We start from the raw sequence: 23,940 nt of genomic DNA on the forward strand, positions 1-23,940 counted from the left end.
TGCTGAAATCATCAGGCGTGTGTATTCACACCATGAAAAAATATATCACAACTGCAAGCGGCAAATCAAGCTGTTATTCGCCTATTGATTCGTTTTTTGCGCAAATTTGAGCCATAGCTCGACTTCCGTTTTCCCTTTGCCGAGCTGTTTGGCAATTTCCTCGACCGCCGCCCCTTCCGCATATAGGCGGCGGGCAAGCTCACTCGAGTCGGCTGGTCGGGCGAGTGAAAGTTCGAGCACATCCTTGACCGTTCCGATGTCTGGGAAATAGCCCAGCGTTGCGCTGGAGCGGCTTGTTTCTGTGCGTTTTTCGGTTTCTCCCTGCTCCGCCGGCTCGTTTTCCCCCTTCTTTGCTTCCGCTGTTCGCTTTTCGAACCCCGCTCCGATTTCACCGCCTCCTGCCCCCGGCATAGACGCCGTCTCTTTCCCGCTCGCGCCCCGTTGCACACTGGGCGCACCGTTCGTTTCCAGTGCAGAAACGAATGGAGCCGCTCCGCTGCCAAGCAACGAGTCAAGCTCAGCCAAAAATCGCTCGTTTTCTTCCTTCCAGGCAGCGAGATAAGCGGTCAAGGCTTCCTCTAGCTCCTCGGCCCGCCTCTCCGCCTCGCCAAGCCGCGACAGGCGAAGGAAAAGCACAATGATCAACCAAAACGACAAGGCGTGCAGCAGCAAACTGATCGTTAGCCAAAATGCCATCATGATGTTCACTATCCTTGAATGTCGATCGTTTTTCCTTTATAAGGGTGTCCTCCAAAACGGGACGCCTCCTGCTCAAGACGGGCGCTCGTTCGTTTATCCGTCACCCGACGGCGCGCACGCTCCGCCCGCTTTTCACCGGCAGCTGCCATTTGCGCCTGCACTGCATAGGAGTGTTGTTGCGTCGAGGCTTGAAGCCTTTCCGCGTCGGGCGCTTTCGGCATGACGCTTTGCAACGCTGGAAGCTGGATGTCCATCGCTTTTTCTCTCCCTTCATAGCTCTTTTTCAAAAAAGCGGCGCAGTTTCCAAAGCGCTTTTGCATGAATTTGCGAAATTCTTGATGTCGACAAATGCAAAAGTCTCCCGATTTCTGTAAACGTCAGTTCCTCTTTGTAAAACAAACTGATGACGAGCTGCTCTTTTTCATTCAACTGTCCGATGGCTTCAGCCAATTTTTCGATCATTTCCTGCTTGACGATTTGCTCCTCGGGAAGCGGAGCGCGGTCGTCGCGAACCGCCAATATTCCTTCATCTTCGTCGACGGTCGTCTGCCCGAGCGGCAGCCAATGGGAAAAAAACGTTTCACTCGCCGCCGCCTGCACTTCCTCTTCCGTCATCCCGAGCTCAGCGGCGATCTCTTTCGCCGTCACCGATCGCATGTGCCGCTGTTCGAGCCGCTCGATGGCTTCCTCAATTTTTTTTGCCTTATCGCGCATGCTTCGCGGCAGCCAGTCTTCTTTGCGCAAACCGTCTAAGATGGCGCCGCGGATGCGGAACGAGGCGTACGTGTCGAACTTCAAATCACGCGATGGATCAAATTTCTCCAACGCATCGTATAAGCCGACGAGTCCAAAGCTGACGAGCTCATCCTTCGGCACGGAGCTCGGCAGCGTCGCCGAAAGCCGCTGCACGTGGTAGAAAACAAGCGGCATATAGCGCTGCGCCAGTTCCTCGGCCGCGTGGCGGTTACGGCCGTTGATCCATTCATCCCAGTATTTCCGTTCTTCTCCTTTTAGCGCGCTTCCCATTTATTCTCCCCCTTGCCTTGCGGAAACGGCGCATCCCGGTCATATTTCCTTTATTTCTTGAGCGGCGGTGCGGATGGAGAGCACGCCCGTCTGCGGATTAAATTCGATCGTGCGGCCGCTATGGCCCCCGACATCTTCGGCGACGACCGGAATGTGAAACCGCTCGAGCTGCCTTTTCACTTCCTCCACATTGCGCGCGCCAATGCGCATCATATCGCCGCCAGCTGTCGAAAACGAAAACATTTGCGCCCCGCCGGCCAGCTTCGCTTTCAGCATCCCTTTCCGCCCGCCAGCGGCAATGACAAGCTGAACGAGCGCCTCGACCGCCGTATCAGCGTATTTGGCCGCATTGATGACTCCGCCGCGCGCCATCGAGGAATGCGGAAGCATGACATGCGCCATGCCGGCAACCGCCTTGCCTGCATCGTAAATGACGACACCGACGCACGACCCAAGCCCGCACGTGCGGATGACATTCGGCGCTATGACGACCTCCATTTCCGCAATGCCGATTTTGACAGCCTGCGCTGTACTCATAGACCATCCACACCTAGTGCTCGAAAGATGGTGGAAAACGACTCGGGGTCAGGCAGAAGAAAGAAATGGCCGTTGATGCTTTCGTCCGGGCGCCGTTCATCGTAAATGGCTGTGTCAATCAAAATGGCGTAATCGCCAACACGCGACAGCTCAAGCAATCCGAACGACAGCACAGCTCCAATCATGTCGATGGCCAATGCCGGCACGGACGGGTGCAAGTTGAGCTGCGTAAAGTCAGCCAATGCCGACAAATACGAGCCGGCTAAAATATTGCCGAGCTCCTGAAGCGCCGAGCAGCCAAGCTCATGGGCTTCTCCTTGAAACGAAAACGAGTCATCGCCAATCATCCGGCGGACAAACCGCTCAGCCTGTTCCGGCGGCAGCACGAAAAACATGTTTCCTGGCGCTTCTCCTTCGATGCGCAAATAGACGCACGCCACGACTTGTTCCGGTCCGCCGATTGATTCCATCATTTCGGCAAACGTCGCAATTTGAACGCGCGGCACCGCCATTTCAATTTTTTTGTTCAGCAACGTCGACAAAGCCGTCGCCGCGTTGCCGGCGCCAATGTTGCCGATTTCGCGCAAAATGTCAATATGCATCCCCGTCAAGTTGCGAATATCGTCCAATGTCAACGCTCCTCTCCACGGGTTATCGGTCGAGCACTTTCGCCAAATCAAGCAAAATGAGGAGCCGATTCTCCACTTTTGCCACGCCGTCGATGTAACTTGCCTCAACGGAGCCAATGGCCTCTGGCGGCGGTTCGATGCTTTCCGACGGCAGATCAAGGACATCATTCGCGGCATCGACGATGAGCCCGACTTCCATATCCTCAAGAGCAACGATAATGATTCGCGTCTGTTCCCCATATGGTTCGGGGGCAAACTCGAACCGCTCGCGCAAATCGATGATCGGCGTCACAACACCGCGCAAGTTGATGACCCCTTTTACATAATGGGCCGTTCCCGGCACGCGCGTGATCGGCTGCATTTTCTCGATGGAACGGACATGCTGCACCGGCAGAGCATATTCTTCTTCTTTCAGGCGAAACGCAATCACTTTCCAGTCTGCTTGCACGCTGGCCGTCATCCAATCCTCCCCCTTTTTTTCGACATGCCACTGAAAACGGCGGATCAACGCCATAGGCGCCCCGCACCAACGCGGCCATCTCCTACTTTACGAGCGCGTTGCAGTCGATAATCAGCGCCACCCGGCCGTCTCCCAAAATGGTCGCCCCCGAGATGGCAAAAACCGAAGATAAATAGTTTCCTAGCGATTTCAACACGACTTCTTGCTGCCCGATAAACGAGTCGACCGCCAGCGCCGCCAGTTTTTCCCCTTTCCGGACGATCACGACCGCCACCGCATCTCCGTCATCGGCCGCTCCAGGAACAGCGAAGACGTCTTTCAGGCGGACGAGCGGGACGATTTTGCCGCGAAAATCGATGACCGGCTGGTTGTGGGCGGAAAAAATCTCTTCCTTTTTCACCAGCGCCGTCTCAATGATCGATGACAGCGGAATCGCGTACGTTTCCTCGGCGATTTGAACGAGCAACACAGAGATGATCGACAATGTGAGCGGCAGCTGAATCGAAAAGAGCGACCCTTTTCCAGGCTGCGAATCGACCGAAACAGTGCCGCCGAGCGACTCAATCGTGCTTTTGACGACATCCAAACCGACGCCGCGGCCGGAAATGTCAGAAACTTGCTCAGCGGTCGAAAAGCCGGGAGCGAAAATAAGCTCGTAAATTTGCTGATCGTTCAAATGCTCCGCCGCCTGCGGCGAGACAATGCCTCGGCTTTTCGCCTTTTGCAGCACCTTCTCCCGGGAAATGCCGGCGCCGTCATCCTCGATTTCAATAAAGACATGGTTGCCGCTATGGTATGCTCGCAATTGAACAGTCCCTTCTTCCGGCTTCCCGCGCGCCGCCCGGACGTCCGGCGCTTCGATGCCGTGGTCGAGCGCATTGCGGATCAAATGGACAAGCGGGTCGCCGATTTCATCGATCACCGTCCGGTCAAGCTCGGTATCCGCACCGATGATGTCAAGGCGCACCTTTTTGCCGAGCTCGCGGGCGAGCTGGCGCACCATGCGCGGGAAGCGGTTGAACACCGTTTCGACCGGCACCATGCGCATATTTAAAATGATCGTCTGCAAATCGCTCGAGATGCGAGACATCCGCTCGACCGTTTCCGTCAATTCGGCATGGTTCAGCTCGCGGGAAATTTGCTCAAGCCGACCGCGGTCGACAACCAATTCTTCAAATAAGTTCATCAACCGATCGAGCCGTTCAATGTTGACGCGGATCGTTTTCGTCGCCTGTTTCGCTGTTTGTTTTTCCGGCGCCTCTGCTTCGGCCTGAACGGTCGCCGCCTGCTCCATAGCGGCTGGTTGTTGGGGCGCAGCCGCTTTCTCGCTTTCTGGCGACGGTTCATCGCTCGATAGCATAGACACCTTGACGTCATCAATTTCCGAAATGCCCATCAGCCGCTTTTGCAACTCATCGGCTGGCGCTTTGGATACGACCGTAACGAGAAACTCCCGGTCAAACTGTTCTTCCTCCAGCATCTCGACCGGCGGCGTTGCTTTCACAATTTCTCCGACTTCATTCAGCTGTTCAAACACCATATAGACGCGCGCTGCTTTCAACAAGCAATCATCACGAAGCCGAACGCGGATTTCGTAGACGGAAAATCCCTGCTCCATGGCCTGCTCGAGCACATGGTATTCAAATTCCCCATACGCATGTTCAAGGGGCGGTTCTTCCCTTGCTGCCTGCTTGTTCGGCATCTCCCCTTGCTCGATTCGTTTCAGCTGTTCGACTGTTCCTCTTACATCACGCGTTCCGTCGCCGCCTGCAGCGATGGAACTGATCATCGCCTCCAAATGGTCGACGGCCTCAAAAATGACGTCAAGCAATTCCGGGGTAACGGAAAGCCGCCGATTGCGGATGCCATCGAGCACGTTTTCCATTTGGTGCGTCAAATTGGCCAAATCTTCAAACCCCATTGTGGCAGACATGCCTTTCAACGTATGGGCCGAACGGAAAATATCATTCACCACAGACATGTCCTCCGGAGTTTTTTCAAGTTCCAACAGCCGCTCGTTGATCGCCTGCAAATGCTCTTTGCTTTCATCAATAAACAAATCCAAATATTGGATCATATCCATGCCATTTTCCCCCTTACTCCCCGATCAATTGGACGATGGCAGCGGCGATGCTGTCAAGCGGCGCGATGACATCAACGACGCCAGCCTCGATCGCCGCTCTTGGCATCCCAAAGACAACGGCTGTCTCGCGCGCTTCCGCGATCGCTTTTGTGTTCCCGCTTTCCTTCAGCTTTTTCAACCCCGCTGTTCCGTCGCTTCCCATCCCGGTCATGATCACTGCGATTTTCCGACAGCGGCGAATGGCAGCGAGCGACTCGAACAACACGTCAACAGCCGGACGATGGCCGGCGCGCGGCGGCGATTCGTCGAAACGGGCTGTCAGCGCGCCGCCTTCTTCGCGAACGATGAGATGGACGCCGCCTGGCGCAATATAGGCGGTGCCATTCCGCAGCACTTCCCCGTCTTCCGCCTCCTTGACCGTAATCGCGGTAAGCGCATCAAGCCGGTTGGCGAGCGATGCCGTAAACCCTTTCGGCATATGCTGGACAGCGACAACCGGAGCGGCTAGATCGGGCGGAAGCTGCGTCAACACCGTCTCGAGCGCACGCGGACCGCCGGTGGAAGTGCCGATAGCGACGATGGACTGTTGCGGCCGCGCCGCCGCTTTGAACGATGGGCGCCAAGACGGACGTTGGCGGCGCGGGGCAGCCAAGGCGGACACATTCGCTTCGCTCGCGTGCAGCACTTTGCCAATCAGTTCATCTTTCACTTTGTACAAATCGAGCGAAATCGGTCCGGACGGCTTGGCGACAAAGTCGACCGCCCCGCACTGCATGGCGGCGATCGTGTTTTCCGCCCCTTCGGTCGTCGTGCTTGACACCATGACGACCGGCACAGGATGATCCCGCATGATGCGCTGCAACGTTTCGAGTCCGTTCATAACCGGCATTTCCACATCAAGCGTCACGACATCCGGCCTTAGGGCAGCGATTTTCTCGAGCGCCTCCCGGCCGTTGCGAGCTGTTCCGACGACTTCGAGGTGCGGATGCTCGGACAAAAAATCACTGATCCATTTGCGCATAAACGCGGAGTCATCGACGACAAGCACCTTGATCGCCTTCATTTTCCGTCTCTACCTTTCTAGCAAAAGTTGACGCAGCTTCGCAAAAAAGCGGGGAGCCCGTTCCAGCTCTTTTTCTCCTTCCGCCGCATAGCGGCATGCCATTTGACGCACTGCCCGGCTCGCCTTCGCCGCCGGATCAGAGAGAACAAACGGCGTTTGCCGGACGACACAGCGCGCAACAGTCCGGTCTTCAGGAACGACGCCAAGCAAAGCGATGTCTTTATGGAAAAACCGACTGGCGGCATGCTGCAGGCGCGAAAAGATGCCATATCCTTCCCGCTCGCTGCCGGCGCGGTTGACGATGACGGAAAACGGAGCCTCGCTGCCGGCGGTGTGCATATATTTCATCATGGCATACGCATCCATCATCGCGGTCGGCTCCGGCGTCGTGACAATAAACACATCGTCGACGGACTTTAAAAAATACAATCGTTCTTCTGAGGCGCCCGCCCCCATATCGAAAATGAGATAATCATATCGCGACGCCACCGTCTGCAGCTCGGCCAACAAATAGTCGATAGCGGATCGATCGACACTCAACCATTGCGCGGCGCCCGTCCCCCCAGCAATATACGATAGATGCTCCGGTCCGCTTTTTACCAGCTCGGAAAGCGGCAACCGCGCGGAAAACCAATCCGAAAGCGTCAATGGCGACGACTGGCCGAGCAAAATGTCGATGTTGCCCATGCCGATGTCCATATCAAGCAACAAGATGCGAAACCCGAGCTTCGAGAGCGACAGCGAAAAATTGAGCGAAAGGTTTGACTTGCCGACTCCGCCTTTCCCGCTCGTCACCGCGATGGTCCGCGGCCCCGCCGCCGGCTGGCGCCGGCGGCCCAGCTCATAGCGCAGCCGTTCCGCTTGATCGCTCACCATCGCTCCGCCCCAAACAGCAGATGAACGAGCCGGTCTGCGGACGCTTCCACCATATCGTCCGGCACATTTTGCCCGTTTGTGAAATAGGCGGCGGCAAGGCGGCTGTCAAGCAACATATTGACGATCGCGCCAAACGAGTCGGTCTCATCGAGCTTCGTCACGATCAATTGATTGATTGGCAGGCGGGAAAAGCGATCATAGACAGCCTTCATATCGTCATACTTTCCGGTGGCGGCGAACACGAGAAACGTTTCCGTTTCGCGGTCAAACTCGAGCGTTTGCTGCAGTTCATCGACGTATTGCGGGTTGCGGAAGTTGCGGCCAGCCGTATCGACAAACACGAGATCGCAGCTGGCCAATTTCCGCTTCGCCGCCCGAAAATCGTCGGCATTGTAGCATACTTCCAACGGAGCATGCAAAATGTCGGCATACGTCTTCAGTTGGTCGATGGCGGCGATCCGGTACGTGTCGGCCGTGATGAACCCGACTTTTTTTCCTTGCTCGAGGACGGCGCGCCCCGCCATTTTGGCGAGCGTCGTCGTTTTTCCAACCCCGGTTGGACCTAGCAAAATCATATACTTTTTTTGCTCCGCCGTTTTGACAAATGGAAGCATCGACAATAGATCGCGCACCGCTTCTTTCGTCCAGGCGGCAACCGCAGCGGGCGACCGGCCGTCTTTGTCGGCATACCACCGTTCAAGCAGGCGATCCATCACTTGGCGGACGTACACATCCGCCATCCCTTGCCGAACGAGGCGACGTTCCGCTTCCGCAAGCGGCGGAGGGTACAGCAGCGAAGACGAGCGGGCGTTGAACTGACAGATGAGCGCCTTGACTTCCTCGATCTCACGGGCAAGCAAGCCATCTTCCTCCCGCTCAGCCACCGGCAAAGGGGCAAAGGACGCGGCGGCACTCGGCTGACGCCGCGGCAGTGGATCCGGATCAACGCCGGCCAACACTTCGATCTTTTTTTTCGCAAACAAGCCGAAAAATCCGCCGGTCTGCACGACTTTCGAGTGCAAAATGACGGCGTCGCGGCCAAGTTCGGCGCGAATCATTTTCATCGCTTCGTTCATGGACGGGGCGACAAATTTTTTCACTTTCATTCAATTTCCACCATCCCCACGCTTTGAACTTCGACATCCGCTTCAAGCTCGTTGTACGACAGCACCGGAACAGTCGGAAAATGGCGCTCGGTCAGCTGGCGGACGTACATGCGCACCGCCGGGGAACAGAGCAAAATCGGCGTCTGGCCGGCGAACGGATAGCGTTCAAGCGCCGCGGCGACCGCTTCGACAAACGCCTGCGCCCGCGCCGGCTCGAGCGCCAAATAGCGGCCATGCTCGGTTTGCTGCACGGCGTCGGCGATCGTTTTTTCCACCCTGCCCGACAGCGTAATGACGCGCAGCGGCTCGCCCGGCACGGCGTACTGCGAGGTGATTTGCCGCGCCAACGCTTGGCGGACGTATTCTGTCAACAAATCGGTGTCGCTGGTCAGGCGGGCAAAATCGGCGAGCGCCTCAAAAATGAGCGGCAAGTTGCGGATCGACACTTTCTCTTTCAACAGCTTGGCGAGCACTTTTTGCACGTCGCCGACAGACAACGGATTCGGCGTCACCTCGTCGACAAGCACCGGATACGATTCTTTTAAATGATCGATCAGCTGTTTTGTTTCCTGACGCCCCAGCAGTTCGTGAGCATGGGCTTTCAGCACCTCCGTTAAGTGTGTCGAGACGACCGATGGCGGGTCGACGACCGTATAGCCAAGCATTTCCGCCCGGTCTTTTACGGTCTCGGAAATCCATTTCGCCGACAGACCAAACGCAGGTTCGATCGTGTCAATGCCATCAATCGAATCGTCGTCAACTCCGGGGCTCATCGCCAAATAATGGTCAAGCAGCAACTCGCCGCGCGCCACTTCCTCGCCTTTCACTTTGATCCGGTATTCATTCGGCTGCAGCTGGATGTTGTCGCGAACACGCACGACCGGAATGACGATGCCGAGCTCAAGCGCGAGCTGACGACGAATCATGACGATCCGGTCGAGCAAATCGCCGCCTTGATTGGCATCGGCGAGCGGAATGAGCGCGTAGCCGAACTCAAACTCAATCGGGTCAACGTGCAGCAGCTGAATAACGCTTTCCGGGCTTTTCAATTCGTCCGCGGCCGCCGCCTCCTCTTCCGGAGCAGCCAATGCCGCTTCTTCTTGCTTTTGCCGCTCGATAAATCGATAGCCGCCAAGCGCCAGCAACACGGCAATCGGCATCGTCAACAAGTCGTTGATCGGCGTAAACAAGCCGAGCAGGAAAATCGTTCCTGCCGTGACGTACAACATTTTCGGAAAGGCGAACAACTGGCGCATAATATCGCCGCTCAAGTTGCTGTCGGACGCTGCTCGGGTGACAATGATGCCGGTTGCCGTGGAAATCAACAGCGCCGGAATTTGGCTGACGATTCCGTCGCCGACCGTCAACAGCGTGTAGCGCTTCGCCGCCTCCGCCATGTCCATTCCTTGCTCGACGACGCCGATCACCATGCCAAACAGCATGTTGATGACGACGATAATGATGCTGGCGATGGCATCGCCTTTCACGAACTTGCTCGCCCCGTCCATTGCTCCGTAAAAGTCGGCTTCTTGCGCCACTTTTTCCCGCCGCTTTCGCGCTTCTTGCTCCGAAATCATGCCGGCGTTTAAATCGGCGTCAATGCTCATCTGTTTGCCGGGCATCGCATCGAGCGTAAAGCGGGCCGCCACTTCAGAGACGCGCTCCGCCCCTTTGGTGATGACAACAAACTGAATGATGACCAAGATCAAAAACACGACAAACCCAACGACGACATCGCCGCCAACGACGAACGTTCCGAACGTTTCAACGACGCCGCCCGCCTCCCCTTTGCTTAAAATCGAGCGGGTGGTTGACACGTTCAGACCGAGCCGAAACAGCGTCAGCACTAAAAGCAATGACGGAAAAATGGAAAACTCAAGCGGCTCTTTCGTGTTCATCGCCGTCAGCAAAACAAGCAAGGCAAGGGAAATATTGATGATGATCAATACGCTCAACAGCCACGTCGGCAACGGGATGACGAGCATGGCGACGATGAGCACGACAAGAAACAATACGGATAAATCTTTCATTTGCGCTTGCATTGTTTTCTCTGCTTGCATTGTTTTCTCTCCTTGTTGCTACACATTTCCTTTGAGCCGATAGACGTACGCCAAAATTTCCGCCACTGCCTTAAAAAACGCCTCTGGAATCATGTCGCCGACTTCCGTCTGACGGTAGAGCGCCTGCGCCAACGGACGGTTCTCAACGGTAACGACGCCGTGGGCTTTCGCCACTTCCTTGATTTTCAACGCCATATAATCCGCCCCTTTCGCGACGACGACCGGCGCTTCCATTTTGCCGTCTTCATACTTGAGGGCAACGGCGTAATGCGTCGGGTTCGTAATGACGACATCCGCGTTCGGCACTTCCTGCATCATCCGCCTCATCGCCATCTCGCGCTGTTTTTGCTTGATGCGCGATTTGATGAGCGGATCGCCTTCCGTCTTTTTGTATTCATCTTTAATGTCCTGTTTGGACATGCGGATGCTTTTTTCAAATTCAAACCGCTGATACAAGTAATCAAACAGCGCTAAAAACAAGAGCGCCCCCGCGGCGTACAGCCCCATTTTCACCGTCAAGCCGCCGACGACAATCAAAGCCGCGCCCGGCGTCTTGGAAACGAGCGCCGCGAGCTCACTTCGTTCGGCCAACAGCACCGCGAACACGACCGCACCGATAATTCCCGCTTTTAACACGGATTTCAACAGCTCGACCAAGGCGCGCAACGAAAACAGCCGTTTCATTCCTTGCACGGGATTGAGGCGGTTCCAATCCATTTTTAACGGTTCAACGGTGAACATGGCGCCGATTTGCAAAAAGTTGGTCAACCCGGCCGCCAGCACTGCAGCGGCGAACAGCGGCGCCAAAAGCAAGGCGGCATGGGAAAGCCAGTCAAGAAACAGCTGGTGAAGCGAGTCAACCGTCAACGAAGCAGACGCAGAATCGGACAAAGCGCGGGTGAACAACCGCAGCAGACCGTCCCGCTCGTACTCCCCAGCCAAAAACAAAGCAAGAAACGAAGCAAGCAACACGGAAGCGGAGACGACATCGCCGCTTTTGGCCACCTGCCCTTTTTCCCGCACTTCTTGCCGTTTGCGAGGCGTCGCCTTTTCTGTTTTTTCGCCAGCGAAAAATTGCAAATCGAGGCGCCACCTGCCCATCTTATCCGCCCCCCAACAGCCGCATAAACTCGCGCAACGAAGCAAACATGAAGTGAAATACGCTGCGCGCCGCAAGCAATATTCCCCCAATCTCCGCCAACAGGAGCCAAAACGCCGCCGCCGTTTTGACGGAAAAGCCGACCGCGAAAATGTTCATTTGCGGCACCGCGCGGGCGATGATGCCAAGCGCCACATCAACTAAAAAGAGCGATCCGACAAGCGGGGCTGCCATTTGGAACGCAACGGCGAACATCGCGGCAAACGCCCGCACCGCGTATTCCATCGCTCGCCCGTCAGCGACGTGAGGCAAGCGGTCAAGCGGCAGCCAATGATAGCTGTAAAACATGCCATCAAGCAACAAATGGTGCCCGTCAAGCATAAGAAAAAGCAAAAGCGCCAACAAATGAAGATATTCGCCAAGCAGCGGGCTTTGCGCTCCGGTTTGCGGATCGATGACGTTGGCGATGGCAAACCCGGCTTGAAAGTCGATCAAACCGCCGGCGATTTGCACCGCCGCCATGAGGATCGCAGCCAGCAGCCCAAGAGCCAGCCCGACGAGCGCTTCTTTCACGACGAGCAAGACGTACACGCCGTCAAGCGCCAACACAGGTTTGGGCATGGCCAAAAACAACAGCCAACTGAGCAAAAACGCCAGTCCGACTTTATACGAAGCCGGCACGGTCCGGTGGGAAAACAACGGCATCGCCGCGAAAAAGGAAGCGGCGCGGATAAAGACGAGCAAAAACGCCGGAAAATAAGTCCATGCTTGTTCCATCGCCGATCAGCCTATAAACGAAGCAAGATTGTTGAAAATATCGTGCGCGTACGACACCATTTTCGAGAGCATCCACGGTCCAAAGAACACAAGTCCAAGCAAGACGGCGACGATTTTCGGCACAAACGCGAGCGTCTGCTCTTGAATTTGCGTCGCGGCTTGAACAATGCTGACGACAAGCCCGACGGCAAGGGACAACAACAAGAGCGGCCCGCAGACGACAAGCACGATATACACGCCTTGTTCAGCAAGGCGGATGATGAAATCGGCACTCATAAACGCCACCTATCTTTATTGAAAACTTTGCAACAATGATTTGACGACCAAATGCCATCCATCAACAAGCACAAACAATAAAATTTTAAACGGCAGCGAAATCATCACTGGCGGCAGCATCATCATCCCCATCGACATTAGGACGCTGGCGACGATCATGTCGATCACTAAAAACGGAATAAAAATCATAAAGCCCATTTGAAACGCCGTTTTCAACTCACTGATGGCAAACGCCGGCACGAGCGCGGTCATCGGGATGTCGTTGACCGTTTTCGGCTGTTTGGCGCCGCTGTACGATAAAAACAGCGCCAAATCTTCCTGCCTTGTGTATTGGCTCATAAACTGCTTCAGCGGAACAGCCGCCCGTTCATACGCCTCCTCCAAATCAATTTTGTCGGCAAACAGCGGCTGCAATGCCTGGTCGTTGATTTCTTTCCAGGTTGGCGCCATAATGAAAAACGTTAAAAACAATGCGAGCCCGACGAGCACTTGGTTCGGCGGCATCTGCTGCGTGCCGAGCGCCGTGCGCACAAACGACAAAACGATGACGATGCGGGTAAAACATGTCATCATAATGAGAATGCCGGGAGCGATCGACAACACGGTGAGCAGCAGAAGAAGCTTCACCGCTGTCGACACGTGCTCGGGGGCCATCGAATCAAACATATGGACAAATTCACTCATCGCCCGCCGTTCCTTTCCCTTTCAGCCGCTTCAGCCACTCGTTCCGTTTTTCAGTCATTTGCTTCATCTCCTCAGCCAACAGCGCCGAAAACGACGGCGGCAAACCGTTTTTCCTTTTTGATTTCCCCGTCCACTCGCCGCGAAGGAGGGAGCCAAGCCGGCCGAACTCCGCCATTCGTTCCAACCGCTCGCGATACTGCGCTAGCAGCTCATTGATTTCCTCTTCATCCTCAATTTCCCTAAGCAGCTGAATCGAATCGCCGACGCCGATGACGAGCAGCCGGCGGCCGACTTTAATCAGCTGCACAGAGCGGTTCGTCCCGACGCTCGTCCCGCCGAGATGTTCGATGACGCCCTTTTGGCTCGAAACGAATGACTGACGGCGAGACATCCATCTTAACACCGCATAAAGAAGAATGAGGACAAAGGCGGTCGCGCCGATGAGCCGAAGCACATCAGAAGCGGAAACCGCATCTGCGGCTTGATTCGCTGTCTGTTTTGTCTGCTGCCTGGAAGGAGCTGACGGCCCGCATGAATCGGGATGCTGCAGGCAGTCGGCGACCGTCGGGCTTTGAGCAGCCGCTGCCGGCACCGGCCCAAAAGCGATGGCTGCCGCCAGCAAAACGGCCGCCCAGCGCCAAATTGCCATAGTTTCCACCTCTGATCGCTCACCCGATCGTTTTGTTGATCGCCTCGATGACGCGGTCCGCTTGGAACGGCTTAACCACAAAATCTTTCGCCCCTGCCTGAATGGCATCAATCACCATTGCCTGTTGCCCCATCGCTGAGCACATAATGACTTTGGCGTTGCTGTCGATTTTTTTAATTTCCTTGAGCGCCGCAATCCCGTCCATCTCCGGCATCGTAATATCCATTGTTACGACATCGGGCCGCGTTTCCTTGTATTTCTCGATGGCCTGCCGCCCATCGGCCGCTTCGGCGACGACTTCATGTCCGTTTTTCGTCAAAATGTCTTTAATCATCATGCGCATAAATGCCGCATCATCAACGACAAGCACTCTTGCCATGTCCCATTACCTCCCAAACGCCTGTTTATTTTAGCCGTGTTAGCCGATCGCTTTGGCTGATGATGTCTGTGATGCGGACCCCGAAATTTTCATCGATGACGACAACCTCGCCTTTCGCGATCAGCTTGTTGTTGACAAACACGTCGACCGGTTCGCCGGCCAGCTTATCAAGCTCAATGATCGATCCAGTCGACAGCTGCAAAATTTCCTGCACCGATCGCTTCGTCCGTCCGAGCTCAACCGTCACCTGCAACGGCACATCAAACAGCAGCTCCAAATTGCGCGCCTCCGTTGCCGCAAGCGGCGGGGCATCGAACTCGACGAAATCGGCGGTTTGAATATGCCGCGCGGCTGCACCATCTCTCTCCTTGTCCGTGCGTCCAGCCGGCGGTTTATCCGTCGAGCGGCTCGCCGCTTCTGAAACGGCCGCACCGTCGTTCATCTGAGCGTCAGTCAGAACAGGCTGCGGCTCGCTGAACGACCGCGCGTCCGCCGACGGCTTGAGGTTGACTTCCGCAGCCCCCGGCTCCTCAAGCGGCGAGCCGAGCAATTGGGCGACCAATTCTTTTGCGAAATCGATCGGCAACAGCTGCATAATGCTTGAGTCGATCAACTCGCCGATTTTCAGCCGAAACGACACTTTAATGAAAAAATCTTCGTCCGGCAAATATTCCATCCCTTTTCCTTCCGTCAAATCAAGAAGATGGAGCGTCGGCGGGGAAATGTCGACCCGCTTGCCAAAGACAGTCGACATCGATGTCGCTGCTGAGCCCATCATTTGGTTCATCGCTTCTTGAACAGCGCTCAGCTGAATCTCTCCTAGCGGGCCATCAGCCGCCGTTCCATTGCCGCCAAGCATTAAATCTGCGATAATCGCCGCGTCTTGCTGTTTAATGACCAACAAGTTGGTCCCGAGCAGCCCTTCCGTATAGTTGACTTGGATGGCGACATATGGCTGCGGGAATTCATTAGCGACGCTTGTGCGCTCAATAATGGACACGCTTGGCGTCGTAATTTCTACCTTTTGGTTCAATAACATCGACAGTGCAGTGGCCGAACTGCCGAAAGAAATATTGCCGATTTCCCCAAGAGCGTCCTGCTCAAGTGGAGAGAGAATATCATGAAGCGCCGGAATATGTCCGTCGCTGTCCATTCCGCGCAACAAAGCATCAATTTCATCCTGCGACAACATTCCATCATTCATCATGGTCGTCTTCGTCCCCCTCGATCATCGCTAAAATTTGCACCGCCAGCTTTTTGTTCCGCTTCCCCGGCTGGCCGATAAATTTTGGAATATGGCCGATTTTAACCACGAGCGGCTCATGAATCGACTGCTCGAGCTGAATGACATCGCCGGCCTCGAGTTGAAGCAATTCATTGACCGTGATGACCGCCGTTCCCAGTTCAGCGATAATCGGCAATTTTGCCGCGCGGATGCGCTGTTCGATCCGTTTCGCTTCCTCGGGGGAACGCTCCTTTTTTTGCGCCTGCATCCAGTAATGCACCGACAGCCGCGGCATAATCGGCTCCAAGACGACATGCGGAATGCACACATTCATCATGCCGCGCGCTTCGCCGATTTGGGTGTTGAGCGAAATGACGACGACGGTGTCGTTCGGCGCGATCATGCGCAAAAACTGCGGATTGACTTCAAAATCGACAAAGAGCGGGTCGACTTCCGCCACCGATTCCCAAGCGTCGCGCCAATGGACAAACGCCTTGTCAAACAAATTGGACATGATGCGTGTTTCAATCTCAGTCAAATGCTCCACTTTATCCATGCCGACGCCGCGCCCGCCCATCACCCGGTCAAGCATGGCGTAAGCGATGTTCGGGTTGACTTCCAAAAGGACATGCCCGCCAAGCGGCGGCACCTCAAAGACATTGATGATCGTCATTTTGGGGATGGAGCGGACAAATTCTTCGTATGGAATTTGGTCGGCCGATGCGACCGAAATTTGCACATACGTGCGCAGCTGGGCGGAAAAAAACGTTGTCAGCAGACGGGCGAAATTCTCATGAATGCGCGTCAGGCTGCGGATTTGATCTTTGGAAAACCGGAGCGCCCGCCGGAAATCATACGTTTTGACGCGTCGGCCTTCCTCCTCTTTTTTCAGCTCCTCCGCGCTCATCTCCCCTGCAGAAAGCGCAGCGAGCAACGCGTCAATTTCGCTTTGCGACAATACTTCCCCGGCCGTCATTTCATCTTCCCCCCTTCCAATGACAGGGCTACTGGAGGATAAAAGAGGTAATGTAGACGTTCTCCACTCTCCCTTCTTGCATCAGTCCGTTGATCTCACGCTTCAGCCGCTCTTTCAGCGCCGTCAGTCCTTCTTTTCCTTTAAAGTCGGCCGCTTTCATCTGTGAGAGCTGCTCGATGATCACGTCTTTCATCTGAAAATCCCGTTTCTCCGCCTCTTCTTTTCCTTGATCGCTGTCTGTTTCAATTTTAAATGAGATTTTAATATAACGCCCGTCCGCTAAATTCGTTGTCATTTCCGGAATGTCGATCGATCGTTCTGCAAGTTCGTCGGCGCTTGGCGCCCCCTGTTTCTCCGCATGTCCCATCTTCATCACCGCGACAAGCGCCGCCGTTCCGGCTAAGGCGATAACCGCCAGCACAATGATCATCGTTTTGATTGCTTTATTCCCTTTCACTGTCCAATCCTCCTGCTTTCGGTAAGCGAAACACGCCAAGCTGCCGGTAAAATTCGCTCGCTCGTGCAACCACTTGCTCGACCGTTTCGCGGACGACGAATTTTTTGCCGTTCGTCAGCGTCACGGTCGTATCAGGAAACGCTTCAATTTGTTCGATGTACAGCGCATTGAGCACAAACCGTTTGCCGTTGAGCTTCGTTAACGAAATCATCGGCCAGCAGGCGAGAGAAGACCGCTCACGCCCTACCTCCTATTCTATTTTTTCAAGTTGACAAGCTCTTGCAAAATTTCGTCCGATGTCGTAATGATGCGCGTATTCGCCTGGAAGCCTCGTTGGGCGACGATCATCTCCGTGAATTCCTCGGCAAGGTCGACGTTGGACATTTCAAGCGCGCCGGAGACGATCGTTCCTGTTCCGTTCGCTCCCGGCGCTCCTGTCGTTGGCGTTCCAGAGTTGGTCGTTTCGCGGAACAAGTTGTTGCCGGCTTTTTCTAATCCGTCATTGTTTGCAAATTTAGCCAGCTGAATCGTGCCGATCGTCTGCAAGTTCCCGGAAGCGTCCACAATGGTCACTTGGCCGTCGGCTCCGATGCTCAAGCTTTTCGCATTTGTCGGAACTCCCAATCTACCATTGGATGTACTGAGCAAATATTGGCCATCGGCATTGACAATATAGCCTTGCGAATCGAGATAAAAATTCCCGGCTCTCGTATACATGCGATTGTTGCCGGAAGCGTCGCCGACGACGAAAAATCCATCCCCGGAAATCGCCAAATCGAGCACGCGGCCGGTCGTTTGCAAGCTGCCTTGCGTATGGACGGTGTCGATCGCCGCAAGCTGCGAACCGAGCCCGACTTGCTTCGGATTCGTCCCGCCGCGGCCGGCACCGGCATTGGGTCCGCTTGCGCCAGAAATCGTCTGGCTCATTAAATCTTTAAACACCGTTCGTCCTTTTTTAAACCCGTACGTATTGACATTGGCGATGTTGTTGCCGATGACGTCCAACTTCGTTTGGAAGTTGCGCATGGCGCCGATTCCGGAATACATGGAACGAAGCATTGGTTCCTTCTCCCCTTTTATCCTTTTTGTTCAACTTTCACGACCGCATCCGCGGCAATCGTTGTCCCGTTATCAAGCCCGAGAGTCACTTGGCCGTCTTTTTGCATGACCGATTGAACGACGGCGCTCATCATCGTATCACCGTCTTGCCAGTGCACCGTTTTGCCGATCCATTCGCTGTAGCGCAGCAGCGCATCGCGGCTTGACGCTTGCATCCATTGCTGCATCAAATTGGCGATGTTCATCATTTGCTCAAGCGAAGAGAAACTCGCCATTTGCGCGATAAACTCTTTATCTTCCATCGGATTGAGCGGGTCTTGATTTTCAAGCTGAGCGAGCAAAATTTTGAGAAAATCGTCTTTTCCTAAAATTTGATTGCCCGTTTTCCGTTCCGGCTGAACCGCGTTGGTCAGCCATAAACTTCCATCAATCACATTCGTTGTCATCCTCGTTCTTTTCCCCCCTTATGCGTCAGCTTCGATCCCGTCTAGCGCAAACGGGAAGGAAGATGATGGATCCCGCTTTTGTTTTTGCCGCGATTCGCCCTGCTGCTGTCCTCCTTGGCGGTTCCCGGAATACGGCGGCATAGCGGGGCTGTCATAATCCGACCAAACAGTCCATTTTTCGACCGTGATGTGACTCGCATCAAGCTGCTGAGCAAGCTGCGGCAAATGAGCGTAGAGCAACTCTTTTACCGCGTCGTTCGCCACAAGCAGCTTGGCGGCGAGCTTCCCGCCTTCCTCTGTCATTTTCACCGTCACCGTCCCGAGATGTTCCGGATGCAGACGGATGACAAGCTGCATGACACCGCTTGGCAACTTCATCCAACGTGCCGACCTTAGCGCGTGGGCGACTTGATCAGCGACGCTTCCGCCAGCTGACGCCGGCATCTCACCGATCAGCTCAACAGATGAAGAGAATGATAAAAGCGCAGAAGGAGTGGTGAAGGAAGGAGCGGCTTCGCCGCCATGCCCCTTGTCCCCCCTTTTTGGCAGCGAAACGTCTTTTTCACCAGCCGGCCGGACGAAAGAAACTCCGTTAGGCAGCGCGACAACCGGCCCGTTGCCTCCCTGCTCCTTGAATGGACGCTGGTCGCCATCGCTCAGGAGCGGGGTAAACATCCCTGTTTTTCCGCTGGAAGGCGAAAAAGATTCAGCATCGATACTACGGCTTTTCCGTCCGTCGGTTATGAACGCACGTTCAAATCCCGCTTTATCGGCCGCCGGCTGAGCGGCAATCGTTTCTTCGCCATTCATGGCACCGACAAGCGGAAATGGCCAATGATCACTAGTTTTCCCTTCCGTCTGCTTATCTGCCGCCAAAAGCGGCGCGCCGGCAACCGCCGAAATCGGAGCAACAGCCAAAGCGGCCACGATGGAAGGGGCAAGCCACAATGATTCTATTTGCGCCGGTTTCTTTTCCGCTGAAGATGGTTGTCCGACTGCGCCCGTTTCCATTCCGCCATTTTGCCAATCTGGCTCTTTGTTTTTGTTCGACTCCTCTTGAAACAAGCTAATCCCTGCCCCAGCGGGCAATAGCTCTTGTTGCTTGTGGGCAAGCAGCGCCGCAAACATGCTGGTGTTTTCGGATTCTTTTTTCACCGCCATAGTGCCTGCGGATGGCGGCGCGCTTGCTGTGATCGTTACTTTCATTCGGCCGCCTCCTTCCCCATCGCCCTTTTGCTTAACGATGCCAACAGTTTCGCCGCCCGCCCGGCCGGCATTTGTTCCAAAATGGCTGCCGCTTTGTCGCCATCAATCCGGCTCAGTACACGGAGCGCTTCGCTCTCAGGCAGTTCCCCTAAAATAGCCGCTGCCTGTTTTTCCGACATGGCGTCATACATGCCGGCGACATCTTCTTCCGTCAAGGCCGGCTCGTCAACAGGCTCAGCCTGAGCGTCCGTTTTCCCGCTTGGCATAGACAGCTGGGCGATTTCCTTTTCCTTTGCCGCCAATTCGTTTTTCAACTGTTTGATTTGCTTTTGTTGGTCGGCGATCGTTCGTTTTTGCTGGTTGATCGTCTGCTGCTGAGCTTCAATCGTTTTTTGCAAAGCTTTCTCCCTTTTGCTCCAGTCGACCCACTCGGAGACAAACGGCGCCTTTATTGTCCACTGCTTTGCCGCCTTGGCCACATCAACGCCGGCAACGTTTAAAATCAACAACAGAAAGGAGGCGGCAAACGCACTCGGAATGACAATGACAAACAACAGCCATTGCCACCAACTCGACTGCATTTCCTGTTCAACTTTGCTCTCCGCCATCTATACCTCTCCCTGCCTTGCAAAACGTTGAACCGCCATTTCATCGAGCAGGCGGCGTTCCGCTTCCCTCTCAAGCTGCTCGGCCCACCGCTTCATGCGCTCGCGCATTTTTTCGTATTTTTTCACTTCGATATTCAATTCCATCAAACGCTGTTGCCGGCGCTGCATCTGCTCGCGCGCCTGCATGACGACGAACTGATAATGGTCGATCGTCCGCTCTAAATTCGCCATATATTGCAGCCTAAGGCGAATGTCTCCAACGGACAGGCCGGCTTGAAGCTGTTCATCCCGAGCCGCCGCGCATTCTTCTTTTTCCTTGAGCAGGCGGTAAAGCGTTTCGGCTGCCTGCTCAAACCGGCGGACTGCCTCCTCATATTCGCCAAGCGCCTTCTCTTTTTCTTTTTCTTTCATCGCCAGCACTTTTTGCAGCCGAAACGTCGGCGTCACATTTGTTCACCCTTTCATCGTCTGAAAATGGCGCGCGATTTCTCACCGAACCGACAACAAGCGCAACAGTGCATCAATGCTTTCGGCGCGCGTCGTTTTTTCATCGATGTTTTGGCGGCAAAACGCCATCATTTGCGGATAAAATTCGATCGCCTCATCAATTTCTTGGGACGACCCCCGTTTGTACGCCCCGATTTGAATCAAATCCTCCGAATCTATATAAGTGGACAGAAGGCGGCGGAACCGGTTTGCCGCTTCGCGGTGCTCTGCGCTGATCATGTGGGGCATGACGCGGCTGACGCTTTTGAGCACGTTGATCGCCGGATAATGCCCTTTGTTCGCCAGCTGGCGTTCTAACACAAAATGGCCATCCAAAATACCGCGCACCGCATCAGCGATCGGCTCATTCATATCATCGCCGTCAACAAGCACCGTATAAAACGCAGTGATCGTGCCGGAAGCGTTCGTTCCAGCCCGTTCAAGCAGCTTTGGCAGGAGGGCGAAGACCGATGGCGTATAGCCTTTCGTCGTCGGCGGCTCACCGACAGCAAGGCCAATCTCCCGCTGCGCCATAGCGACGCGGGTGACCGAGTCCATCATGAGCATGACATCCGCCCCTTGGTCGCGGAAATATTCGGCGATCGCCGTTGCCGTATAGGCGCCTTTGACGCGCATCAGCGCCGGCTGGTCGGACGTGGCGACGACGACGACCGAGCGGGCCAAGCCGTCCGGGCCAAGGTCGCGCTCTAAAAACTCGCGCACTTCGCGGCCACGCTCGCCGATTAAGGCGATGACGTTCACATCAGCCGACGTATGGCGGGCGATCATTCCCATGAGCGTGCTTTTGCCGACGCCCGAGCCGGCAAAAATGCCGACGCGTTGCCCCTTGCCGACGGCAAGCAGGCTGTCGATGACGCGGATGCCGACTTCAAGCGGTTCGGCAATCGGCGGCCGAACGAGCGGATTGGGCGGATCGCGTTCGACCGACACCGGCTTCAACCCGGGCGGCAACGGGCTCCCGTCAAGCGGTTGGCCGAGCGGATCAAGTACCATGCCAATGAGCGCATCGCCCACGTGCACTTCAAGCGGCCGGCCGGTCGCTTCGACAAGGCAGCCGGGAGCGATATGGGTCGTGGCGGAAAACGGCATAAGCAAGACGTGCTGTTCATGAAAGCCGACGACTTCAGCGGGGATTTTCCGGCATCCGCTCTGTTCATGGATGTAACAAAGGTCGCCAATCGAGCTTTTCGGTCCTTTCGATTCCATCATCAAGCCGATGACGCGCGACACTTTGCCAAACCGTTTATACAAGTCGACAGCGTCTATTTCATCAAGAAGCGCCTGCCAGTTCAGAAAACGCCCCCTCCTTCAATCGCCGGTAGAGCGCCTCGCGCAGCCGCTCAAGCTGTACATCGACGCTCGCCTCGATGCGCCCAAACGGCGTCTCCACGACACAGCCATATTCAGGAAGCGCATCGTCCGGGTAGATGAATAGATCAACGCGATGCGGAAAAACAGATTTCAGCAGCTCTTTTTGCTCCGCCACCGCTTCGTAGCAATGCGGATGCACGTGAACGGCCACTTCCGTTTGCCGGCGCACTTCCTGCAGCGCTTGGTGCACGAGCGGCAAAAAAGCGTTTCGATCGCCCTCAAGCGCGGCGCCGATAATGCGTTCGGCCGCTTTTAACGCCACATCAAGCATCGTCTCGGCTGACGATTCGATGCGAGCGTAAAATTCGGTGTTCGCTCGTTCCGCCAAGCGGCGGGCTTGCTCGATCAACGCGCGGTGCTCGCTCAAGGCCTTCTCGCGCCCAGCCGCATAGCCGTCTTCATACCCGCGGGCGCGCGCTTCCTCGATGAGGCGCTCTTTCTCACGCTTCCATTCCTCTTTTTCGCGGACCAACTGCTCGCGCACCGATTCGTAATATTGCTCTGCCTGGCGGCGAAGCTTGGCTGCTTCTTCCTTGGCGGCGGCGACCGCTTCCATCTCCCGCTGCCGATCATCGACGGACGATGGAAGATCGGAAACATGGCGCTGCACGACGATCGTCTTTTTCCCAGCGCGCGCCGCCAATTTCGGCGCTTTAATGACGTTAGACAATAATATCATCTCCTCCCCCGCGAGCGATGACGATTTCTCCGGCCTCTTCGAGACGGCGGATCACGGCGACGATGCGCGATTGGGCCTCCTCGACATCGCGCAGCCGGACTGGCCCCATATATTCCATTTCTTCTTTGAACGTCTCGGCCATTCTTGTCGACATGTTGCGGAAAATAATGTTTTTCACTTCGTCGCTCGCTACTTTCAGCGCCAGCATGAGATCGTTGTTGTCCACCTCGCGGATGACGCGCTGAATGGCGCGGTGGTCGAGCGTCACGATATCTTCAAAGACAAACATCCGTTTTTTAATTTCCTCGGCCAGTTCCGGGTCTTGGATTTCCAAGGCATCCAAAATCGTTCGCTCCGTGCTCCGGTCGACTTGGTTCAGCACTTCAACAACCGCCTCAATTCCGCCGGCTTGCGTGTAATCTTGCACGACGGTCGCAGACAGCCGCCGCTCCAAAATTTGCTCAACTTCGTTGATGATCTCCGGCGATGTGCTGTCCATCAGCGCGATGCGCCGGGCGACATCCGCTTGCATTTCCTGCGGCAGCGCCGATAAAATTTGCCCCGCCTGTGCCGGCTCCAAATATGAAAGAATCAGAGCGATTGTTTGCGGATGTTCATTTTGAATGAAGTTTAACAGCTGCATCGGATCGGCTTTGCGGGCGAAATCAAACGGCCGCACCATCAGCGCTGATGTCAGGCGGTTGATGATCTGCATCGCCTTATCTGGGCCGAGCGCTTTTTCAAGCACTTCTTTCGCATAGGCGATGCCGCCTTGGGCGATGTAATCTTGCGCCAAGGCGAGCTGTCGAAACTCTTCAAGCACTTCCTCTTTTTGTTCAGCCGGCACTTGACGGACATTGGAAATTTCTAACGTCAGCTTCTCGATCTCTTCCTCGGATAAATGTTTATAGACAGAGGCTGACACATCCGGGCCGAGGGAAATAAGCAGGATGGCTGCTTTTTGCCTGCCCGACAGCCCGCCTTTTCGTTCGCGCTTTGCCAT

At 55.3% G+C, this 23,940-nt stretch carries 29 protein-coding genes; all 29 read right to left on the reverse strand.

Annotation, left to right across the window (positions count from 1 at the left end):
* Positions 1 to 81: 81 nt before the first annotated feature.
* Positions 82 to 699 (reverse strand): hypothetical protein, encoded by a 618-nt coding sequence (locus tag LG52_RS09145; RefSeq protein ID WP_044733178.1) that lies wholly within the window; start codon positions 697 to 699, stop codon positions 82 to 84.
* 8 nt (positions 700 to 707) lie between these two features.
* Entirely contained in the window at positions 708 to 953 is a 246-nt protein-coding gene (locus tag LG52_RS09150; RefSeq protein ID WP_044731702.1) for a hypothetical protein, read from the reverse strand.
* Positions 954 to 969: 16 nt separating this feature from the next.
* Positions 970 to 1,725: a FliA/WhiG family RNA polymerase sigma factor gene (locus LG52_RS09155; RefSeq protein WP_044731703.1), complete on the reverse strand. Its 756-nt coding sequence runs from the start codon at positions 1,723 to 1,725 to the stop codon at positions 970 to 972.
* A 39-nt stretch (positions 1,726 to 1,764) separates the two neighbouring features.
* Entirely contained in the window at positions 1,765 to 2,262 is a 498-nt protein-coding gene (locus LG52_RS09160; RefSeq protein ID WP_044731704.1) for a chemotaxis protein CheD, read from the reverse strand.
* The gene (locus tag LG52_RS09165) at positions 2,259 to 2,891 is read right to left on the reverse strand and encodes a chemotaxis protein CheC (protein WP_044731705.1); all 633 of its coding nucleotides are present in this window, start codon (positions 2,889 to 2,891) and stop codon (positions 2,259 to 2,261) included. Before LG52_RS09165 ends, LG52_RS09160 begins: the two co-directional genes overlap by 4 nt.
* 22 nt (positions 2,892 to 2,913) lie before the next feature.
* Complete coding sequence (locus LG52_RS09170) at positions 2,914 to 3,351, reverse strand: chemotaxis protein CheW (protein ID WP_044733179.1); 438 nt, start codon at positions 3,349 to 3,351, stop codon at positions 2,914 to 2,916.
* 82 nt (positions 3,352 to 3,433) lie between these two features.
* Positions 3,434 to 5,434: a chemotaxis protein CheA gene (locus tag LG52_RS09175; RefSeq protein ID WP_044731706.1), complete on the reverse strand. Its 2,001-nt coding sequence runs from the start codon at positions 5,432 to 5,434 to the stop codon at positions 3,434 to 3,436.
* A gap of 13 nt (positions 5,435 to 5,447) precedes the next feature.
* The gene (locus tag LG52_RS09180; protein WP_044731707.1) at positions 5,448 to 6,497 is read right to left on the reverse strand and encodes a protein-glutamate methylesterase/protein-glutamine glutaminase; all 1,050 of its coding nucleotides are present in this window, start codon (positions 6,495 to 6,497) and stop codon (positions 5,448 to 5,450) included.
* Positions 6,498 to 6,506: 9 nt separating this feature from the next.
* Positions 6,507 to 7,373 carry a MinD/ParA family protein gene (locus tag LG52_RS09185; RefSeq protein ID WP_044731708.1) on the reverse strand — a complete coding sequence of 289 codons (867 nt, stop codon included), beginning with the start codon at positions 7,371 to 7,373 and terminating at the stop codon, positions 6,507 to 6,509.
* Positions 7,367 to 8,479 (reverse strand): flagellar biosynthesis protein FlhF, encoded by a 1,113-nt coding sequence (gene flhF / locus LG52_RS09190; protein WP_044731709.1) that lies wholly within the window; start codon positions 8,477 to 8,479, stop codon positions 7,367 to 7,369. Before flhF ends, LG52_RS09185 begins: the two co-directional genes overlap by 7 nt.
* Entirely contained in the window at positions 8,476 to 10,521 is a 2,046-nt protein-coding gene (flhA, locus tag LG52_RS09195; protein ID WP_044733180.1) for a flagellar biosynthesis protein FlhA, read from the reverse strand. Before flhA ends, flhF begins: the two co-directional genes overlap by 4 nt.
* A 36-nt stretch (positions 10,522 to 10,557) precedes the next feature.
* Positions 10,558 to 11,640 (reverse strand): flagellar biosynthesis protein FlhB, encoded by a 1,083-nt coding sequence (gene flhB, locus LG52_RS09200; protein WP_044731710.1) that lies wholly within the window; start codon positions 11,638 to 11,640, stop codon positions 10,558 to 10,560.
* A 1-nt stretch (position 11,641) separates the two neighbouring features.
* Entirely contained in the window at positions 11,642 to 12,415 is a 774-nt protein-coding gene (gene fliR / locus LG52_RS09205; RefSeq protein ID WP_044731711.1) for a flagellar biosynthetic protein FliR, read from the reverse strand.
* Positions 12,416 to 12,421: 6 nt separating this feature from the next.
* Complete coding sequence (gene fliQ / locus LG52_RS09210; RefSeq protein WP_044731712.1) at positions 12,422 to 12,691, reverse strand: flagellar biosynthesis protein FliQ; 270 nt, start codon at positions 12,689 to 12,691, stop codon at positions 12,422 to 12,424.
* A 15-nt stretch (positions 12,692 to 12,706) separates the two neighbouring features.
* Positions 12,707 to 13,375 (reverse strand): flagellar type III secretion system pore protein FliP, encoded by a 669-nt coding sequence (fliP, locus tag LG52_RS09215; protein ID WP_015374414.1) that lies wholly within the window; start codon positions 13,373 to 13,375, stop codon positions 12,707 to 12,709.
* Positions 13,368 to 14,024 (reverse strand): flagella biosynthesis regulatory protein FliZ, encoded by a 657-nt coding sequence (fliZ, locus tag LG52_RS09220; RefSeq protein ID WP_044731713.1) that lies wholly within the window; start codon positions 14,022 to 14,024, stop codon positions 13,368 to 13,370. The genes fliP and fliZ overlap by 8 nt, the downstream gene beginning before the upstream one ends.
* Positions 14,025 to 14,043: 19 nt before the next feature.
* On the reverse strand, positions 14,044 to 14,403 hold the full coding sequence (locus LG52_RS09225) for a response regulator (RefSeq protein WP_013145750.1): 360 nt from the start codon (positions 14,401 to 14,403) through the stop codon (positions 14,044 to 14,046).
* 25 nt (positions 14,404 to 14,428) lie between these two features.
* Positions 14,429 to 15,610: a flagellar motor switch phosphatase FliY gene (fliY, locus tag LG52_RS09230; RefSeq protein ID WP_044731714.1), complete on the reverse strand. Its 1,182-nt coding sequence runs from the start codon at positions 15,608 to 15,610 to the stop codon at positions 14,429 to 14,431.
* The gene (gene fliM / locus LG52_RS09235) at positions 15,600 to 16,604 is read right to left on the reverse strand and encodes a flagellar motor switch protein FliM (RefSeq protein ID WP_044731715.1); all 1,005 of its coding nucleotides are present in this window, start codon (positions 16,602 to 16,604) and stop codon (positions 15,600 to 15,602) included. The genes fliY and fliM overlap by 11 nt, the downstream gene beginning before the upstream one ends.
* Before the next feature lie 28 nt (positions 16,605 to 16,632).
* Complete coding sequence (gene fliL / locus LG52_RS09240; protein WP_011230729.1) at positions 16,633 to 17,061, reverse strand: flagellar basal body-associated protein FliL; 429 nt, start codon at positions 17,059 to 17,061, stop codon at positions 16,633 to 16,635.
* A complete protein-coding gene (locus LG52_RS09245; protein ID WP_044731716.1) occupies positions 17,048 to 17,272 on the reverse strand; it encodes a flagellar FlbD family protein in 225 nt (74 codons plus the stop codon). Before LG52_RS09245 ends, fliL begins: the two co-directional genes overlap by 14 nt.
* A gap of 44 nt (positions 17,273 to 17,316) precedes the next feature.
* Positions 17,317 to 18,120 (reverse strand): flagellar basal body rod protein FlgG, encoded by an 804-nt coding sequence (gene flgG / locus LG52_RS09250; protein WP_044731717.1) that lies wholly within the window; start codon positions 18,118 to 18,120, stop codon positions 17,317 to 17,319.
* Positions 18,121 to 18,137: 17 nt separating this feature from the next.
* On the reverse strand, positions 18,138 to 18,566 hold the full coding sequence (gene flgD, locus LG52_RS09255; RefSeq protein ID WP_044731718.1) for a flagellar hook assembly protein FlgD: 429 nt from the start codon (positions 18,564 to 18,566) through the stop codon (positions 18,138 to 18,140).
* Positions 18,567 to 18,584: 18 nt separating this feature from the next.
* Complete coding sequence (locus tag LG52_RS09260; RefSeq protein ID WP_044731719.1) at positions 18,585 to 19,772, reverse strand: flagellar hook-length control protein FliK; 1,188 nt, start codon at positions 19,770 to 19,772, stop codon at positions 18,585 to 18,587.
* Positions 19,769 to 20,380, reverse strand: a complete 612-nt coding sequence (locus LG52_RS09265) for a MotE family protein (protein WP_044731720.1) — start codon at positions 20,378 to 20,380, stop codon at positions 19,769 to 19,771. The genes LG52_RS09260 and LG52_RS09265 overlap by 4 nt, the downstream gene beginning before the upstream one ends.
* Positions 20,381 to 20,827, reverse strand: a complete 447-nt coding sequence (gene fliJ, locus LG52_RS09270; RefSeq protein WP_044731721.1) for a flagellar export protein FliJ — start codon at positions 20,825 to 20,827, stop codon at positions 20,381 to 20,383.
* A 42-nt stretch (positions 20,828 to 20,869) separates the two neighbouring features.
* A complete protein-coding gene (fliI, locus tag LG52_RS09275) occupies positions 20,870 to 22,180 on the reverse strand; it encodes a flagellar protein export ATPase FliI (RefSeq protein WP_075261712.1) in 1,311 nt (436 codons plus the stop codon).
* Positions 22,158 to 22,937 carry a flagellar assembly protein FliH gene (gene fliH, locus LG52_RS09280; protein WP_044731723.1) on the reverse strand — a complete coding sequence of 260 codons (780 nt, stop codon included), beginning with the start codon at positions 22,935 to 22,937 and terminating at the stop codon, positions 22,158 to 22,160. Before fliH ends, fliI begins: the two co-directional genes overlap by 23 nt.
* Positions 22,921 to 23,940, reverse strand: coding sequence for a flagellar motor switch protein FliG (gene fliG, locus LG52_RS09285; protein ID WP_044731724.1), 1,020 nt, complete (start codon positions 23,938 to 23,940; stop codon positions 22,921 to 22,923). The genes fliH and fliG overlap by 17 nt, the downstream gene beginning before the upstream one ends.

Source organism: Geobacillus kaustophilus (assembly GCF_000948285.1).
Taxonomy (GTDB): domain Bacteria; phylum Bacillota; class Bacilli; order Bacillales; family Anoxybacillaceae; genus Geobacillus; species Geobacillus thermoleovorans_A.